This is a genomic window from Coprococcus sp. AM14-16 (assembly GCF_003434675.1).
In the GTDB taxonomy this organism is placed as follows: domain Bacteria; phylum Bacillota; class Clostridia; order Lachnospirales; family Lachnospiraceae; genus Coprococcus; species Coprococcus aceti.
The window spans coordinates 283,035-300,606 of the sequence record NZ_QTLL01000002.1; the positions used below are offsets into that span (position 1 = coordinate 283,035).

General features: G+C 46.3%; 13 protein-coding genes. 1 reads left to right on the top strand and 12 read right to left on the bottom strand.

Annotated elements, in window-relative coordinates:
- Positions 1-135: 135 nt before the first annotated feature.
- The 10 genes from scfA to mltG all read right to left on the bottom strand — a co-directional run bounded on the left by scfA (position 136) and on the right by mltG (position 15,346).
- On the bottom strand, positions 136-285 hold the full coding sequence (scfA, locus tag DW159_RS07430; protein WP_015534334.1) for a six-cysteine ranthipeptide SCIFF: 150 nt from the start codon (positions 283-285) through the stop codon (positions 136-138).
- A gap of 72 nt (positions 286-357) precedes the next feature.
- Positions 358-720: a TIGR04086 family membrane protein gene (locus DW159_RS07435; protein ID WP_015534335.1), complete on the bottom strand. Its 363-nt coding sequence runs from the start codon at positions 718-720 to the stop codon at positions 358-360.
- Positions 721-794: 74 nt separating this feature from the next.
- On the bottom strand, positions 795-1,445 hold the full coding sequence (locus DW159_RS07440; protein WP_117549792.1) for an HAD family hydrolase: 651 nt from the start codon (positions 1,443-1,445) through the stop codon (positions 795-797).
- A gap of 16 nt (positions 1,446-1,461) precedes the next feature.
- Entirely contained in the window at positions 1,462-6,642 is a 5,181-nt protein-coding gene (locus DW159_RS07445) for an Ig-like domain-containing protein (RefSeq protein ID WP_117549793.1), read from the bottom strand.
- Between the two features lie 12 nt (positions 6,643-6,654).
- Positions 6,655-7,416 (bottom strand): hypothetical protein, encoded by a 762-nt coding sequence (locus DW159_RS07450; RefSeq protein ID WP_117549795.1) that lies wholly within the window; start codon positions 7,414-7,416, stop codon positions 6,655-6,657.
- Positions 7,417-7,433: 17 nt separating this feature from the next.
- Positions 7,434-9,569 (bottom strand): serine/threonine protein kinase, encoded by a 2,136-nt coding sequence (locus tag DW159_RS07455; protein ID WP_117549797.1) that lies wholly within the window; start codon positions 9,567-9,569, stop codon positions 7,434-7,436.
- A 13-nt stretch (positions 9,570-9,582) separates the two neighbouring features.
- Positions 9,583-10,353 (bottom strand): PP2C family protein-serine/threonine phosphatase, encoded by a 771-nt coding sequence (locus DW159_RS07460; RefSeq protein ID WP_117549799.1) that lies wholly within the window; start codon positions 10,351-10,353, stop codon positions 9,583-9,585.
- 46 nt (positions 10,354-10,399) lie between these two features.
- Positions 10,400-12,298 (bottom strand): FHA domain-containing protein, encoded by a 1,899-nt coding sequence (locus DW159_RS07465; RefSeq protein WP_117549801.1) that lies wholly within the window; start codon positions 12,296-12,298, stop codon positions 10,400-10,402.
- A 116-nt stretch (positions 12,299-12,414) separates the two neighbouring features.
- Entirely contained in the window at positions 12,415-14,055 is a 1,641-nt protein-coding gene (locus DW159_RS07470; RefSeq protein WP_117549803.1) for a DUF6382 domain-containing protein, read from the bottom strand.
- Positions 14,056-14,212: 157 nt separating this feature from the next.
- Positions 14,213-15,346 carry an endolytic transglycosylase MltG gene (gene mltG / locus DW159_RS07475; protein WP_055146128.1) on the bottom strand — a complete coding sequence of 378 codons (1,134 nt, stop codon included), beginning with the start codon at positions 15,344-15,346 and terminating at the stop codon, positions 14,213-14,215.
- A gap of 94 nt (positions 15,347-15,440) precedes the next feature.
- Between mltG and DW159_RS07480 the strand changes: the two genes are divergently transcribed.
- Positions 15,441-15,959, top strand: a complete 519-nt coding sequence (locus DW159_RS07480; RefSeq protein ID WP_015534342.1) for a peptidylprolyl isomerase — start codon at positions 15,441-15,443, stop codon at positions 15,957-15,959.
- A gap of 126 nt (positions 15,960-16,085) precedes the next feature.
- Here the strand turns inward: DW159_RS07480 and DW159_RS07485 are convergent, their stop codons facing one another.
- Together DW159_RS07485 and DW159_RS07490 are read right to left on the bottom strand one after the other, a co-directional pair.
- The gene (locus DW159_RS07485) at positions 16,086-16,718 is read right to left on the bottom strand and encodes an ABC transporter ATP-binding protein (protein WP_055146125.1); all 633 of its coding nucleotides are present in this window, start codon (positions 16,716-16,718) and stop codon (positions 16,086-16,088) included.
- A gap of 13 nt (positions 16,719-16,731) precedes the next feature.
- Positions 16,732-17,562, bottom strand: a complete 831-nt coding sequence (locus tag DW159_RS07490; protein ID WP_117549805.1) for a hypothetical protein — start codon at positions 17,560-17,562, stop codon at positions 16,732-16,734.
- Positions 17,563-17,572: the final 10 nt, after the last annotated feature.

Sequence of the window (17,572 nt, forward strand, 5' to 3'; positions counted from 1 at the left end):
AATATATTCCATCGGATCTATCCGTGAAATTCTAATTCAAGGCGCCACACACGGCACCCTTATACACGCACTAAAGAGGACTGTCATCATAAACGACGGTCCCCTTTAGCTGATCAAATACAAACCTGTTACAAATTACTTGTTGTTAACATTCTCACAGCTCTGATTACCAACTGTGCATGATGTCTTACAAGCTGACTGGCATGATGTCTGGCACTCGCCACATCCACCCTTGACCATTGTATTCTTCATAGTCCTGTTTGTGAGTGTTTTAATTCTCTTCATTCTGGATACACCTCTCTTTTTATGTCATATATCGGGATTATAACACAAAGATATATAAAGTAAAAGTTTTTTTTAACTGAGCATAGCCCCCAGCATCCCGCCTGCAACGCACATAATACACTTGGTTATAACTGCTATTCCCTCTCTGTCGCCTGAACCTGTAAACAGCACCGACACGGTCAATGCGACCGATATGTAAGTCAGGCCATACACCATCCCCCACAGGAAACGCTTCTCCCTGACTTTTCTGCCCGTAACAAAGCCCCCGGCAAATGTGGCCACTATGTATATCACAACAACCAGTATACCGAGCACCTTATCGCTTATCCCCACTTTGTATACGACCACCGCCGTTATAAACAGCATGATTATCGTGAGCAGATAGGACAGGATCAGTCCCTTTACAACTCCCATAAATTTCTGACTTGCAGACATACTACCACCATATTCTTTACTCTTTACATTATTATGATGTTCCTCCTCATTTTATTAATAAAAATACAGCCTGTTTACTTAAACAGGCTGCATATATCTTCTATATCATAAAAGGTTTTGTATGCACGCTCGCGCGTGATATCATTTGGGTTTATCAGATCCACCACCATGACCGTACATAGCCCTGCCCGGCTGGCAGATATGATACCATTCACAGAGTCCTCAACGGCCACCGCTTCGTCTGGGTTTACGCCCAGCTTCCCGCAGGCCTTCAGATATATATCAGGCTCCGGCTTTCCGTGGGTGATCTCGTCTCCGCATACCTTTTCATCGAAGTATCCGGCTATTCCAACGCTATCAAGTCTCTGCTGCGCACTCGTCCTCGCAGTGGAGGTTGCAAGTGCCATCTTCACGCCGTGTTCTTTTAAGAATCTCAGCGTGTCCTCGACATGTGGCTTTATGTCTATTCCATACTTTTCCACATGTTCATCGAACAGATCCATTGTTCTCTGTCTGAACGCAAGATAATCAAAATCTTCGCCCATTATTTCCTTAAATACCCGGGCGTTGGAGGTCTTGTTGCCTCCAGCCACCCGGTCACATACATTTTCCATCTGTGCCTCAGGAATCCCTATGCTCATGCCGTTTTCCTTCCAGCACTTCCTGTATATCTTCTCCGTGTCTACCAACACGCCGTCCATATCAAATACAACTGCCCTGTACATAGCACTTTCTCCTACATTAAACAGCGGCGTTTTTCTTTCTTCTTCTGCCAGCTATGATGATGAATGCAAGCAATGCAAGAAGCAGGATCGCTGCGATTATTATTATGATCAGCACAACCGGTGACATCTTTTCGCTGAGCTTGAAGGTGAATACCTCTCCGGTCTCTCTGTCATATGTTGTCGCTATATTACCGGCCTTATCCTGGGCTGTTACCTCAACCGTGTATGTATCATACTGGTCTACCTGCATCTCATACTTGTTATCTGCCTGATAGCTTGCAGGATCTATGGTATTGCCATTTATAACGATGGATGTGATCTCGTCTTCCTCATTCTCAAGACCTATCGTCATGTTGAATGGCTCTCTGAGAGTCTCTCCATCCTCAACACCTGTTATGATGATTCGTGGTGCAGTACCATCATACGTATAATCAAATTCCTGTGTTGCCGTGTGTCCAACCTTGTCAGTTACTGTAAGTGTTATCTTGTGATATCCGTCTGTCATATCTGAGAAATCGATAAGATTTACTCCGTCTATCTTGGCGTCAACCGAGAAGTCTGAAGTATCACTTACATCCCACAGTGCTTCGTAGCCCTTGTCTCGTATATCAGCAAAATCTGATGCATTGAGAAGCAGTGTTCCGTCATCGCTTGCAATGCTCTTGCTCATGAATCCGGCAAGTGTCGATGTAGCCTTGAGCTCAGGTGGTGTGTTATCGACTGTGAATACCAGGCTGTAATCATCAGCCTTATTTCCCAGTTCATCCTGCGCTGTTATTGACACCTCGTATACACCATCCTCAGAGAATCTCTGGCTTCCTGTGCTGAGCTCTGAAGAATTGCTGTAATTTGTAAAGTATGATGATGACACATCCTTGCTGTCCTTCTTCACGGTTATCTTCACATCATCTGTCGAGAAGAATGACTCCTGAACGCTCAGTGACATATCAACATAGTTCGGTGCGGAAGAATCCATACTTCCTATTGGGTCGTAATTCTTTACTTCCTTGTTGTCCTTATCCACTGCGCTCACCTTTACAACAGGTGCCTTTGAGTCAACCTTGAAGGTCTTGGTCTGGCTGGCTGCCACATTTCCTGCAAGATCTCTTGCATTTGCTGTGATCGTGTACTCGCCATCCTCTGTAAAGTTGTAAGTTGCGGTATGTGGATTGCTTCCTGAGAAGCTGCTTGTTCCCAGCGTAGCGATATTCGATGCCGCTGTTCCGTCCGTCTTTCTGGTTATTGTCACGTTAAATGCATCTGCGGCAAGATTGTTGTTCTCATATGCAAATGAGAATGCCTCATCTATGCTGATGGTTGCATTTACCGCCGTTGTCTGTCTGTCGTTCATTCCTGAAATCGATATAACCGGTGCAGTCTTATCGATTCTGAACTTCACTGTTCTGGTCACAGCCTTGTTGCCCGCCTTATCCTCTGCGGACACGGTGACTGTGTAATCGCCCTGGGCGTCAAATGTCACACCGCTGAGTACCTCTCTGACTGTGCTGACTCCATCGCCCTTTGTTCCCCAGGTAACATTCTTTCTGATATCTCTGTTCTCTACAACAGATCCACCCTCATTTGTTCTGACTACATGAATGGTGTACTTTCCACCTCTCATGTTATCTGTAAGTGTTACAGGGACTGTCACATCGCTGTTGTTTATAGTGTTGACATTTCCAAGCTGTATCTCAGGCTTGTGCTTGTCTATGTAGAAATGGGTTCCTGTTGTTCCTTCATTTCCACACTTGTCGGTAACGGTCATGGTGAGATCATACTCACCTTCCTTATCATATGTGTACTTCTTGCCCCATGTTCCGCCGTTACTCTTTATATAGAAGTATTGCGGATTCTCATCCACTGCTACTTTTCCATCATTCTCTGTGATAATAGTGTTCTGAAGCGACTTGAACTGTTCCTCCACACCAACTCTGAATGATATTGAAGTCTTGAAGTAATTGTTATTATCCAGTCTGTACTCAGGATCATCGTCCACATACACAAGTGGCTCTGTGGTGTCGACGTAATAATTCTTTGTCTTGAGAGCACTTGTGCCCTCCTGAACACCGAACGCCTCGTCTGCTGCCGGCTTCAGTGCATTGCCGGAATTATCGGCTCCCTCAACTGTGAAATAATATACAGTTGCCTTGCCGCCCTTGGCTGTCATCTTATATGCTGCAGTGGTCTTGCCATCTGCTGTCTGGAACGGAACTGTGGTCTCTGACCAGTTTGAATCACTGTAGGTCTTGTAGTGCACCTTAAGCGTCGCATTCTGTGTATCCATTCCATAATCGTCTTCTATGCCAAATGTAATAGTTCTGCTCCTGTTAAGGAATCTGCTGCTTCCACCGGACACAACTGATATCTCAGGGCTCTTCTTATCTATTACAAATGAAGTTGTTGCCTTACCCGACTCATTGCCAACCTCATCGACAGCAACGATCGTGATATTATAAAGTCCAGGCTCTCTGAATGTTGTGGACTTTGCTGCATTTGCAGTGTAATCCGCATCCAGCTCATACTTGCTTATGCTCCTGCCATCGCGTGTTCCTGTCACAACGAACTTCTCCACGAAGTAATTGTCAGTTCCCCTTGCTGTTATGGTCACATTGCTGTTATTCCAGTAATTTATCAGCTTTCCGCCGGCAGTTCCATCTATTGACACTGATGGCTTGACGGTATCAACTATCAGGTGTATCTCCTGACTGGCCTTGCTCTCGTTTCCTGCTCTGTCCTTCAGCTTAACAGTCATCGTGTACTCTGTATTTTCATCTGTTATGCCAAGGGCCTTTGCATCCAGTGTCTTTTCTATATCATTTCCTGATACATTAATGCTTCCTGTAATGTCCTGTGATCCGGCTGCGCTGCTTCTGCCTACTGTATATGTAACCTTGCCATTGCTGTCATCGTTATCGGAACCTGTGATCTCGATCTTCACATCGCTCTTTGAGCTGTAATAGAATGTTGATCCCTTGTCGTACTTTGAGTTGACACACTCCAGCTTCACATTTGCCGGTGCAGTCTTATCATAGTAAACCTTTATGCTCTGTACTTCTTTGAACTTCGTGTCAGCATTGTTCGGATCGTGTATTCTCGCCATGAGTGAGATCTCGTACACACCCTCATCTGGAAGCTCGTAGGATATGTTGACCGTATTCTTGTCATATGCAGCGGCAACTGTACCCTTTACCTCAACTGCCTTATCCTTCTTTCCTGCAAATGATGTTCTGGTGATCACCAGCTTTGCGTCATCTGCTGCAAGCTGGAAGCCTGATACTGCACCCTCTACAGTCAGAGTATCATCATTTCTCCAGAATATAGCGCCGTTGTCAGCATCTGTACCGTTCACAGATAACTTCTCTCCTGAAAGGCCATCCACATTGACATACACATATGTGTTCGTCTCTGTCTTATTTCCAGCCTCGTCAGTTACCACAACTGTCAGGACATAACTTCCTGAACCATCTATGCTTATCTCTTTTCCGCTCTGCAGGCCATTGTCACCTGTAGATGTTGAATACCAGTTCTTGACCGATGTATATGATCCATTTGCATCTGCCTTCTTGAGTGAAGCGACCGCCGATGCAACACCTGATGTGGCATCGCTGTACTTTATATTAAGAACAGCTTCCTTTGCGTCTGTGACTGTATACTGCTGATCATTGTTTGTCCTGTCTGTTCCGGCGTTGTCCGTAACCTTTACAACAGGTGCTGTGTTATCCACCTTGACAACAGTCTCGATCCTGCCCTCTATTCCGGCGAAGTCCTTTGCCGCAAATGTGATGGTGTGCTCTCCATCAGCCAGATATATGTCTGACTTTGTTGAATCCTGTACATCTCCACCGCTCACACGGACATCGCTGCTGTATGTGAACTTGTTTCCTTTTTCAAGTATCGTTTCCTTCTTGCCATCCACGCTGTATGACACGGTGTCTATGTAAGAATACTCTCCAGTTGCCTTCACTGTCAGCTTTGTGGATTTCACATAGCTTGTGGAACCGCCTGTAACTGTGAGTTCAGGCTTTCCTTCCTTTACAAATACAATGTCGCCATCCTCATCTGCGCCGACTGAGTTATTGCCAAACTCGTTCTCCTTGGCGTAAATGACAAGCTTCTTTGCATTGTCTGCATTGTCCTTCTTGAACCACTGTGCACTTATCTCGAATTCATATTCATATCCGCCGGACACAGCCTTTTTGCCTGTGCACTCCACTGCTGAAGCTGCACCCGTAAGCTCGTAGTACAGGCTCACGTCATCTATCTCAGTGTTATCACTGCCGACTGTAACCTTCTTCACCTGTACAGTGAACTTATAAGCATCATCTACCTTGAGCTGAGGGAATCTGTAATCCACTCCGTTCTTCTGTATGATCTCAGGGGTAACACTTGTTATGACAGGAGCTCCGTTGAGCTTCTTGACGATAACACTGGTCTCCTCTGACTTGTTTCCTGCAACATCGACCGCTCTGAACTTGTATGTTCCACTCTTATCAGGTGCAACAAACTGGGATGTGCTCTCAGTCTTGCTCCAGGTCTTTCCATTGTCTGATGAATACTCCACATAGTCTATTCCTGTGGCATTTTCCTCTGCTGCATCTGTGGTATCCTTGGCGTCTATCACAAATGTTCTGTCGGCATCACTGCTTGTGAGGTTCAGGAGATAATAGCCATCGCTCACCTTGTTGTGAAGGTTGTAGTTATCATCAGCCTCAACCGATATTGTAGGTGCCTGCTTATCCACGGCAACCTTTATGGTTCCAAGCAGCTCGAAATCACCGCTCTCATCAGTACCTGTATAATAGTAAATAGCTATCTTCTGTACTGCTGTGTCATTCTTCAGCTCATACACATTATCAAATGTGACAAGCTTTCCTGCTGCATCTGTGGCTGTAGCGATCTTATCGTCCGCTGTAGCTCCTTTGTAAACAGCCACTCCTAACTTGCTACTGTCGATTCCGTCAACTTTGTCGGACTTGATCTTGAACTTTATTGCCTTGTCAAAATCCTTGAAGCCATACACCATATCCGCCTTATCGCCCTTTACAATGGCCGTTACATCTATGGTCTGTATATCTTCCTCCTCCGCAAACAAATGAAAATGTGAATCGATCGCCACAAGAGTGAGTGTCATAACTACCGCCATCGTAAGCGCGATCAGTCGATGCAAAAGTGATTTATTCTGCATAACCTTTTTCATGTCCCTCTCCTCCTATATCTCTTCATCGGAATGTACTATAATTACATTCTTTATCATTCTTACCGAGCTCGCTGCGCGTCCTCCCTGAAGAACGGCTGTGGAATCATCTGCGTCATCGCTTCTAAGTACGTCCGTTGCTTCCTCGTCTGCGTCATCGCTTCTGAGTATGTCCGTTGCTTCCTCGTCCGCCTCATCGCTTCTGAGTATGTCCGTTGCTTCCTCGTCTGCGTCATCGCTTCTGAGTATGTCCGTTGCTTCCTCGTCTGCCTCGTCATTTCTGAGTACATCCGTTGCTTCCTCATCCGCATCTTCTCTGAGGATGTCTGTCGCCTCCTCAAAGCTGCTGCCATTGATATCAAGATTCTCTTCGTCTTCCCTCAGAATATCTGTTGCCTCCTCGGCATCATCGCGGAGAATATCAGTTGCAGTCTCGCCTTCATCCTCCAGTCTCTTTTTCCCGAGATCAGCTATCGCTTTCTCGTAATTTGCCATTCCCTTTTCAGAATGTTTTTCGGCTGCAGTTGACTTTACATCCCTTACCGAAATTCTGGATGTATGGTTCTTGATCGCCTCCTGTTTGGAGGCACCGCCTCCCTGTACACTCTCATAGCCCTTCTCCTTGATCTCATCGATCTTCTTACGGGCTGTTGAGCCTGTGGCAATTCCCACCGCCTTCGGTATCTTTAACACAAAGAACAGTACCACCGCCACAATAGCGAATACGATCGCAAGTGCCAGGCCGCCATATAACATTACATTATAAACTGTTGCCATAACCTTTCACTCCTCCCTTACTCGCTCGTTGACCTTGAACTGCCATTTACTATGCTCTTAACTGTCAGGTCATTGGATAACGACTGCCATCCCTGCTTAAGACCATTTGCAAGTGCCGGAACTTTGTTACCGTTCTCGTACACTTTCCTCACAGCCCTTGTGGCACTGGCATTCCATGATGCCGAATCGCTTCCAAATTTATTCGAATATCTATCGACCAGATAGCTCAGATGGCTTACGTACACGACCGCTGCGTTGTCATCGGTTCCAAGTGTAGTCTCAGCGTTGCCATATATTCTCTCTGCCTCATCATAGTAGCTGTCATCGCCGCTGTTCTCTGCCATCTTGATATAAGTCTCAGCCTCGTTCACCGAGTATTCTGAATATGCTTTCTTGGATGTCTCTGTCGCATTCTCGCCCTCTATATCCAGACTGTTCAGATAAAGCGCTGCACTGTTCGCCGCAGAGTTGTAATAATGTAACTGCTGGCCCGCATCATCCGCATTCTCGGCAAGTTCTGTATATACCGAGTACATAACTCCTGAATACTGGCCATTGTAGTATTTTACGCCTCTGTCCGCCGGGAACTGGCTGTTCAGCACCTCTGCGTTGTCGTCCAGGTTCTTCATCGCCTCATCCATCAGCACCTCTATTCTGTTCGCAAGCTCCGGATCATTGGATATCTCGCCAAGATATATGTAAGCTATGTTGAGGTAATTGGTGTATTTGTCAGGATTGGTGTCATCTATGTTGTCACTGTTGTAATCCTGGAATGCAAATATATTTTCCTTGTTCGTATCAAAGCTTGCAGACTTGTTTATCTTGCTGTCACATATCGCAGCGTAATACTTTGCCTGCTTTGCCTGATCCGGGAAGTCCTTGCTCTCATCAACCATATTGAAATATTTCTTGGCCGCACTGTAGTCCTTGACCTCGTCGTAATACAACATGGCTATCTTGAACTTTACGTCGTCCTTTATCTCGTCCTTGTTCTTAAGTGCAAGTCTTATTCCCTTTTCTGCCGCCGTCTCGGTGTTGGCCGAAGTGTTTCCATCGTCCTCTGTATAATAGTAAGCATATGTCTCCATGTAGCCTATATAGGCATCCGATGCGGTTGGGTCTATGTCGACAGCCGCCTTATAGCACTCAAATGCCTTGTTGTAATCGCCCTCGTCGACTGCATCCCTCGCCTCGTTGACCTTGTTGTTGTAATCAAGATCCTTGAGCTGGCCTTTCTTTACTCCGCCTATCACAGCACAGCACGCTGAGAGTATCGATAATCCCGCAACCACTGAGAACGCTGCTATCTTATGCTTTGCCTTTGCCTTGTATGCATCGTCGAGCTCGTTGTAGTGATCCAGCGCATACAGCAGTTCTGAACAGGACTGATATCTGTCCTCAGGACTCGGCTGACAGCACGTCTGTATAATTCTCTCAAATCCTGATGAGAGCATCGGATTCCACTGTCTGATAGGCTTTATCTCGTAAGGAGGCTCACATGGATTCTTGCCGGTAACAAGGTGATAGAGCGTTGCTCCCAGATTGTAAATATCTGTTCTTGCATCCGTGTTGTAGATTCCATGTCCCTGCGCATCACCGAACTGCTCCGGTGCCGCATAGCCTCTTGTTCCAAGAGCCGTGGTATCCGCATTGTTCTCCACTATGTATTCCTTAGCCGTTCCAAAGTCGATAAGCTTTACCGAGCCATCCGGCTTCAGCATGACATTTGAAGGCTTCATATCTCTGTATATGATCGGCGGATTCATGGAATGCAGGTAGTCAAGTGCACTGGCAAGCGCCCTGCCCCATTCGATTACCTTTTCCTGTGGCTGTGCTCCCTCCGCCTTGAGCACATCGCTGAGTGGACGTCCTTCTACGAAGTCCATGACAACGTAGATCGTGCCATTCTCATTGATGATATCAACGATTCGTGGCAGTACCGGATGATCCACATCCTTGAGGATATTTGCTTCTCGCTCCAATCCCTTTAAGAGTGTGGCTGTACTCTTGGAGCCATCATTCTTGATCTCCTTTACAGCCCACTGTTTATTAAGTCGGTTATCCATGGCAAGATAAACTATTGACATACCACCCTGACCGACTTTTTTAAGTATTTCGTATTTTCCGTCTAATACCGTTCCTAACTCTGTCATATATCGATCCCCATTACTCCGATTTAATAAGCACTACTGTTACATTATCCGTTTCTTTTCTGTACTTCACAAGCTCTGTGAGGAACTCACAGCCCTCCTTCATCTTCGCCTCGTCGACGCATGTTCCCGGGCCAAGTCTCTCTATCATCTCCTGAGGCGTTATCTTATGTCTGAATCCATCAGAACACAGCATGTAATGCGCTCCGGAAGCTGCCTGCCCAACTACGAAATCCGGTTCCACCACAGGTGAAGCTCCGATACACTGGAGAAGTACGCTTCGTCTGCTGTCCGTCTCCGCCTGCTCCGGTGTAAGTCTTCCCGCTGCGATCTCCCTTGCAACAAGCGTCTGATCTGCGGTAAGCTGCCTTATCCCTGAAGTGATCTCATACACTCGGCTGTCTCCAACATGGAGAATGTAGTACATTCCTCTGTATATGAGGATCGCAGAAATGGTCGTACCAAGCATAAATCCATTCTGCTCGCCATACGCCTTGATCTTCTCATTCTGCTCCACGGCAAGTCTTATCCACTGGTATCTCAGCAGCTCTTCACTAAAGCTGTTGTTGTCAACCATCTCAACAAACTGTGTGTCAAACCAGTTGCAGAAAGCTGTTATGACTTCCTTGCTGGCAACCTCTCCCTTTGCCAGACCTCCCATGCCATCACATACGAGGGAGAACACGACCTGTCCATTTGGAGTATCCGCTATCTTGATCGCCAGCGAATCCTGATTTGTCTTTTTCTTTATTCCTACGTCTGTATTGTATACTGCGCTAAACCCCATATACATTCCTCCCAATATTTATGTCTCAACTTTCGTTGCGGATATTCTATCTAATGTGATAGACAAGCTCCTCATCCCCGAGTATAACGATCGCATTGTTCGTCAGGAACTTTTCTTCGCCCGCCTTCAATTCCTCTCCGTTCACAAATGTACCATTTGTAGACTTGTTATCCCTGATGAAGCACACTCCATTTCTCTTGGTGATGACACAATGAACTCTGCTTATAGCTGAATTGTCAGTAATCGCATAGTCCACAAGTCTTGCCTTATGTCCGATCTTGAACTCTGCCTTGTCCAAGCTTATTCTCTCGCCCGTCTTCACCCTAAGGAAATATGGTGCCGGTGCTCCATCAAATGGATTGCCCTGCACTGGCTGTGCCTGTGGCATCGGTGGTGTCTGTGGCATTGGTGGTACCGGCTGCATCTGCGGCATTGGTGGCACCGGCTGCATCTGCGGCATTGGTGGTACCGGCTGCATCTGTGGCATTGGTGGCACCGGCTGCATCTGCGGCATTGGCTGCGCCTGTGGCATTGGTGGAATCGGGTTTCCTCCAAATGGGTTGCCCTGCATTGGAGGTATTGGCTTTATCTCCTGTGGCTGTGTTTCAACCGGCTCTGCTGGCTCAGGCTTGACATCCTGCGGCTCTGTCACAACAGGCTCTACAACCTCCGGCTTGGCATCCTGTGCTTCTGCTTCAACCGCCTCATCATTCTCCGTTTTATCACTCTGCGGCTGTGCTCCAGCCACCTCAGGCTTAATTGGCTCCTCCATCGGTGGCACGCCTACCGGTGGCATTCCATTTGGTCCCATTGGGCCGTTTGGTATTGGGTCATTCGGTCCCATTGGCGGCATGCCCATCGGTGGCATTCCGTTTGGCACCTGGCCATTCGGTCCCATTGGCGGCATGCCCATCGGTGGCATTCCGTTCGGTGCCTGTCCATTCGGTCCCATTGGGCCGTTTGGCACCTGGCCATTCGGCCCCATTGGCGGCATGCCCATCGGTGGCATTCCGTTTGGCACCTGGCCATTTGGTCCCATTGAGCCGTTTGGCATCGGACCGTTTGGTTCCATCGGCATCATGCCCATTGGCGGCATTCCGTTCGGAACCTTGCCATTCGGCATCTGACCATTTGATCCCATCGGGCCGTTCGGTCCCATCGGTGGCATTCCCATCTGTGGCATTCCCATCGGTGGCATTCCGTTTGGCATCTGGCCGTTTGGTCCCATCGGCTGTGCATATCCATTCATTCTCGCATTATTTCTCATAACCTCGAGTCTGCTCACCTTAGGTGACTCACCTCGAAGTATGTGGCTGTTGCCACCCTTTGGAGCATTTGTGGAAAGCTCCTTCATTCTGTCTATCTCAGCAGCGTCTATGCCTGCTTCTGCAAGCATCGCCTTAACCTCGTTCTTCATGTCCGAGTTTGAAAATGTACCTCTCATATTCGCACAGTTTATAAGGCGTGCTACGTAATTGTCATTGTCATTCTCTGAGTATCTCGCATCAACTATCACCGACTTCACAAATGCTCTGACATCGTTGAGATCTGTCACTTCCTTCTGTACCGGAGCGACAATAAAGCAGACATCGTATGTCTCAGGCGATACAAATACACACTGCTCGTCCCTTGCAACATAGCTGAGCGAAACCATATTCTTACCAAACATCTCCAGTGCATGCAGAATGTTGTACAGAAGTGTGAGTATCTCCTTCTTGTTCATCTCCTGTCTCAGTATCTCCGCAAGAGGCTTCTTGTCATCGATCTGATAATTGAACACCCTGACTCCGGCATTCTCCTGCATGTCACACGGTGCCATCTCAGGCATAGATCCGCTTCTGCTCATATCATACACTTTAGCATCTATCACATCACTGATATCCAGACTGTAACTCACTCTGTAAGTTTCCCCCGCCGGAACTACAACAACCTTTTCTCTGTTCATTTTTTCAATCCCTTTCGTCTAAATCCGCATATTTTCCGTCAAAAATTATTCCTTCATTCAAACACCAAAAGCAGGTATTGCTACCTGCTCTTATCCCACATCGTGGGTGGTGTATATTAACTTAATTTGAAGATAAAGTCCTCTCCACCGATGCTTATCATGGCATCGTTTGAAAGCTTCTGCTCTGCATTCTCATCCAGGCGCGCTCCGTTGAGATATGTGCCATTTGTCGCCTTGTTATCCTTCAGATAACATCCATCCTCTCTCTGGTAGATGATGACATGTACCTTGCTGATGGCCCCATTACCACCGACATGGTAATCAACACCTCTTGCCGCCTTTCCTATCTTGAACACAGCCTTGTTGACCATAACTCGCTCGCCTGTGTTGACACGGACTATATATGGCATAGCCTTTGGAGCGTTCTTGTTAACCGCTGCCTTCTCAGGTTCGGTATCCTTAACTACGTTCATTCCTCCGGTCAGCTCAACAGTGCTTCCTGTGCCCTTCTGCTCAGGCTCCTCTGCCTTCTCCTTCACCGGATCCATATTCGTCTCAGGCTCCGGCTGGTCACCGTTCATGAACTGTGGTGCAACTATCTGTTCTGTAGGGTTATCTATCTGAGCTTCCTCTGTCTCAGCAACCGCCTTCTGTATGATCTTCGCACGGTTGATCTTGATATTCTTAACAACAGGTGGATTATCCATAGGCTCGTCCGTAGATATCAGAACCGGCTTCTGCTCATCCTTCTTGTCAAGCTCAACCTCCGTAACTCCATCGGCAGCCTTTGCAACCTCTGTAAGTCCTGATGGCTCATGTACTGCCATATCTGATGTGAGAGCCTCTGTCATGCCCTCCTCGTCGTCCTCTTCTTCCTCATCAAGGCTCTCATCTAACTCGAGCTCCTCAAGAACGCTGTCATCAAATACCGACATATCTATCTCGCTTGATACATTCTCTTTCTTCGTCTCATCCGAATCAAAATCAAGATCCTTGAATATTGCATTCGCTGCGGCCGCCTCGTCGCTGATCTCCTCTACCTCATCAAGCTCGTCTTCCTCATCATCGCCAAATGATACGTCCTCAAACTCAGGCAGATCATCCATACTTGTATCAGATTCCACCGTGTCAACTGAAGACTGTGAAACCGACATATCTGATCCTATATCAACGAAGTTCTCCTCCACCTGCATTCCTGCAGACTCCATAAGCTCTGTGAGCTGTGCATAGAAGTTTCTCACTGTGAACTTGTCTGCATTCAACAGATTGAGAAGCTTTGCCACATAGTTGCAATCCTCACTGTCATCATAAATAACGCTCGTCAGCAAGTCCTTTGCGAACATCCTGAATTCGGCATTGATATTGGCTTCTGACTCAACTGGAACACATAACATTCCAACATCGTATGTAACCGGATTAACATATGTAAAGTCCTTGTGAAGAACCACATATGATGCCGGTATTCCAAGATCACGTAAATTAACTATACCAGAAGCTACCCCTCTGATTATCCCCAATATCTTCTCAGCATTTACCGTATTCGAAAGGAGTGCGTCAACCGTTGTCCTGCCTGTAACGTTATATGTAAGATAATCGTTCTCATCATCCTCTTCATAAATGATATCAATGAGCTCAGGAATCCGGTTCTCCTCCAGATAATCCAATAACTCCTCGTCAAACTCACAATCATCATTCAGAATATATGACAAATATTTCTCAGAGCCGATATTTCTTACCTTGAAACTTATTTTCCTCATCAAATATTCCTCCTATCGCACCTCCATAAGCGCATAACTAGATGCATAAAAACCCAAAAGGGTACATACTCCTTTATTATATATAAAAAGTCTATATATCGCAAGCAGTTTATACCCTTTTAGATAATTTTCGCTATATAATTTTGTCTATATTTTTTTACTCTGAATCAGTGCTTTCATCGGAGCCATCTTCTGATCCATCACCCTCTGCAGCTTCCTTTTCCGCCTTGGCTGCATCAGCCTTTTCTATGTCAGCAAGATGTCCCTCGTATGTCTTATTAAAGATACATGCTCCCTGGCTCTCATCTGATGTCAGGTAGTAGTAGTAATCATGCTTAACCGCATTCAGGACACCCTCTATGGATGCCTCGCCCGGATTACATATAGGGCCGACAGGAAGTCCTGTGTACTTGTAGGTATTGTACGGTGAATCAACCTCCAGATCATCATATGACAGTTCTGCCTGATTGTACTGACCGTCAGTCACAACATAGAGAACAGATGGATCTACCTGAAGAGGCATGTCATCATTCAATCTGTTGATAAATACTCCCGCAACCATCGCTCTGTCTGAATCCAGCTTACACTCCTTCTCAACTATGGAAGCCATGGTGAGAACCTCAAAATCTGTATATCCAAGCTCCTCTGCCTTCTTCCTGAAGTCATCTGTGTAAATGCTGTTAAACTTGTCTATCATGTCCTGTATGAGCTCCTTTGGAGTCATATCTGCATATATGTCGTAAGTAGCAGGGAACAGGAAGCCCTGTAATGCGTACTTGACTTCCGATGAAGGTATCTCAAACGGATACTCAAACTCTCCCGACTTGCACGCCTCAAGGAACTCCTTTGCAGAGCAGAAGCCCAGCTCCTCGCATCTGTCAGCGATCTGTTCAACCGTAAATCCCTCAGGAACTGTCAGTGTATATTTTACCTCTCTGGTCGACTCCACGTAACACAGAGTCTTTATCATATCCAATGTCGACATACCTGTTGTGAGTGTGTAAGTACCCGGCTGAAGACTGTGGCTGTACTGCGAGCCGGTCATTCTGAGCTGGAATGCAAGCTTATACTTTATAAGCCCCGCATCTTTAAGTATAGATGCTGCCTCCTTGACAGATGTATCCTCAGGTATGGTAACCTCGATCTTCTCTCCGCCGCCGGCACTGTAGGTGCCCTCGTATTCCTGCATAAATCCGGTATACGTCTCCTTAACCTTGTATACCCCGAACAGCACCAGACATACCGCCAGCGCTATTATAATAACGGGTCTTGCTATGTTTCTCCAATCCATCTCTTTCTCCTTCTGTATCTGCAAATTTCATTTGCCTGTTCTGTTAACTGATGTTATCATTACCCTATCTTATACCAAGAAAGGAATGATATACATGGCAAATCCAATAGTTACTATCACTATGGAAAATGGCGATGTCATGAAAGCAGAACTCTATCCTGACATTGCTCCAAACACTGTAAACAACTTCATCTCACTGATCAAGAAAGGCTTCTATGACGGAATAATCTTCCATCGTGTAATAAAAGGCTTCATGATACAGGGTGGAGACCCTCAGGGAATCGGCATCGGCGGTCCTGGATACTCAATCAAAGGTGAATTCTCACAGAACGGATTCAAGAACGATCTGGCTCACACTCCCGGAGTGCTGTCAATGGCCCGTTCCATGATGCCTGACTCAGCAGGTTCACAGTTCTTTATCATGCATAAGACATCTCCTCATCTGGACGGTGCTTACGCTGCCTTCGGTAAGGTTATCGAGGGACTTGACATCGTAGACAAGATTGCAAATGTGCCAACTGACTACAATGACAAGCCTCGTCAGGAACAGAAGATGAAGACTGTAACAGTCGAGACCTTCGGTGTTGATTATCCTGAACCTGTAAAGGCTTAATTGAAAGTATTATAACCCATATAGCAGTTTTTGAAAACACTTATAATTCTTCTTACAAAAAAATAAACATCTGCCCTGCGATCCCAGGTATACAGGAGTTCGCAGCAGATGTTTTTTTATGTTCATTTATTGTACTATCCTTCCATCTTTCATCTCATATATCTCATCGCACAGATATTCCAGCTCCTCCCTGTCGTGGCAGGCAGTGATTATAAGACTTCCTCCATCACGCAGCTTCAGCAGCTCCTTCTTTATGTTATCTACAGACTCTTCATCAAGTGCGTTGATAGGTTCATCCAGCACTATGACATCCGGCTCTCCCATGATTGCATTTGCTATGCCAAGCTTCTGCTTCATTCCAAGGGAATACTTTCTGTATACCCTCTTATCATCCGGATCAAGACCTGTCCTCTCTATGGCATATCTGACATCGTCATCACTGATCCCTCCCATGAGCTTTGCCAGAAGCCTGAGGTTCCTGAAGCCTGTGTACTGAGGCAGAAATGACGGATTCTCTATCAGAGCACCTATACTCCGTGGAAACTTTATGTCCCTGTGGAGCTCTTCATCATCTATATATATGTGTCCTCCATCAGGTATGAGCAGACCACATATAGCTCTCATAAGCATTGTCTTGCCACAGCCATTCTTTCCACGGAGTCCATATATCCTGCCCGGAGTCATGGTCAGACTGATATCATTAAGTATAACTGAACCCTTTATCTTCTTATTCAGATTTTCTATCCTTATCTCGCTCATATGTATTCTCCTATCAGATTATATCCTTATTATCAAAATACACGATTCCTCCTGCAAATGCAGTGATCAGCATACCAGCCGCAAGCACCACTCCACTCATGGGATTAACCCCATCTGCCACTACATATGACACTCTCTGCCACATCGTATAATTTCCCGACAGATACCATACAGTATAGTATGCCGACAGAACATACACTCCACACACCGCTGCAAAGCTGATGACCGGCGTGATTATAAAACCCGCCAGTACCTGAAGCTGGCTTATCCCCAGCGTTACCAGCATCGGTATAAATAATGTTATCAGAAGCAGATCTGCGGCACTAAGATTGTATGTCTGCGGAGGATACAGCCGTGTTGTCAGCGCCGCCGTCATATCCATGGTCATATCTGCCCCATATGCCGCCGCCATTAAATATATCGTCAGCACACATACAGCAAAATACATTACCACAGCCACCGTACAGTATATGAGCTTGCTGACCCACCAGCTTCTTCTGCTTCCGGACGCAAGGCACACCACTCTCGCATTTGCGGCAAAATCATCACTGGAATAATATGCCAGGAAATAGGCCAGGCCTATCTGGAACGCAAACCAGTATATCGGTATGTAAAATACGCTCCTTGGATCAAAGTAATACACCTCCATCCCCTTCATCGCAAACAGAAGATAGTCCGCAAATGTTCCGTTGGTCAACAGGATATTCCCATCTGCAAGCTCGATAAGATATGCGTGGAGCTCACGTGTCTGCGACACCGCAAACAGTAACGGCAGTATAAAAAGAACACATCTCCTTAATATTCCATTTTCCATATCTCTTCCGAGAAGTCTCAGAGTCCTCATTTCCGCATCA

Bases quoted from the DNA above. Each gene is read 5' to 3' on its own strand.
- DW159_RS07450 (WP_117549795.1), bottom strand. From the start codon at position 7,416: ATGGCAACAGTTTATAATGTAATGTTATATGGCGGCCTGGCACTTGCG.
- DW159_RS07470 (WP_117549803.1), bottom strand. From the start codon at position 14,055: ATGAGGAAAATAAGTTTCAAGGTAAGAAATATCGGCTCTGAGAAATAT.
- DW159_RS07490 (WP_117549805.1), bottom strand. From the start codon at position 17,562: ATGAGGACTCTGAGACTTCTCGGAAGAGATATGGAAAATGGAATATTA.
- mltG (WP_055146128.1), bottom strand. From the start codon at position 15,346: ATGGATTGGAGAAACATAGCAAGACCCGTTATTATAATAGCGCTGGCG.
- DW159_RS07435 (WP_015534335.1), bottom strand. From the start codon at position 720: ATGTCTGCAAGTCAGAAATTTATGGGAGTTGTAAAGGGACTGATCCTG.
- DW159_RS07465 (WP_117549801.1), bottom strand. From the start codon at position 12,298: ATGAACAGAGAAAAGGTTGTTGTAGTTCCGGCGGGGGAAACTTACAGA.
- DW159_RS07440 (WP_117549792.1), bottom strand. From the start codon at position 1,445: ATGTACAGGGCAGTTGTATTTGATATGGACGGCGTGTTGGTAGACACG.
- DW159_RS07445 (WP_117549793.1), bottom strand. From the start codon at position 6,642: ATGAAAAAGGTTATGCAGAATAAATCACTTTTGCATCGACTGATCGCG.
- DW159_RS07455 (WP_117549797.1), bottom strand. From the start codon at position 9,569: ATGACAGAGTTAGGAACGGTATTAGACGGAAAATACGAAATACTTAAA.
- DW159_RS07460 (WP_117549799.1), bottom strand. From the start codon at position 10,353: ATGGGGTTTAGCGCAGTATACAATACAGACGTAGGAATAAAGAAAAAG.
- scfA (WP_015534334.1), bottom strand. From the start codon at position 285: ATGAAGAGAATTAAAACACTCACAAACAGGACTATGAAGAATACAATG.
- DW159_RS07485 (WP_055146125.1), bottom strand. From the start codon at position 16,718: ATGAGCGAGATAAGGATAGAAAATCTGAATAAGAAGATAAAGGGTTCA.
- DW159_RS07480 (WP_015534342.1), top strand. From the start codon at position 15,441: ATGGCAAATCCAATAGTTACTATCACTATGGAAAATGGCGATGTCATG.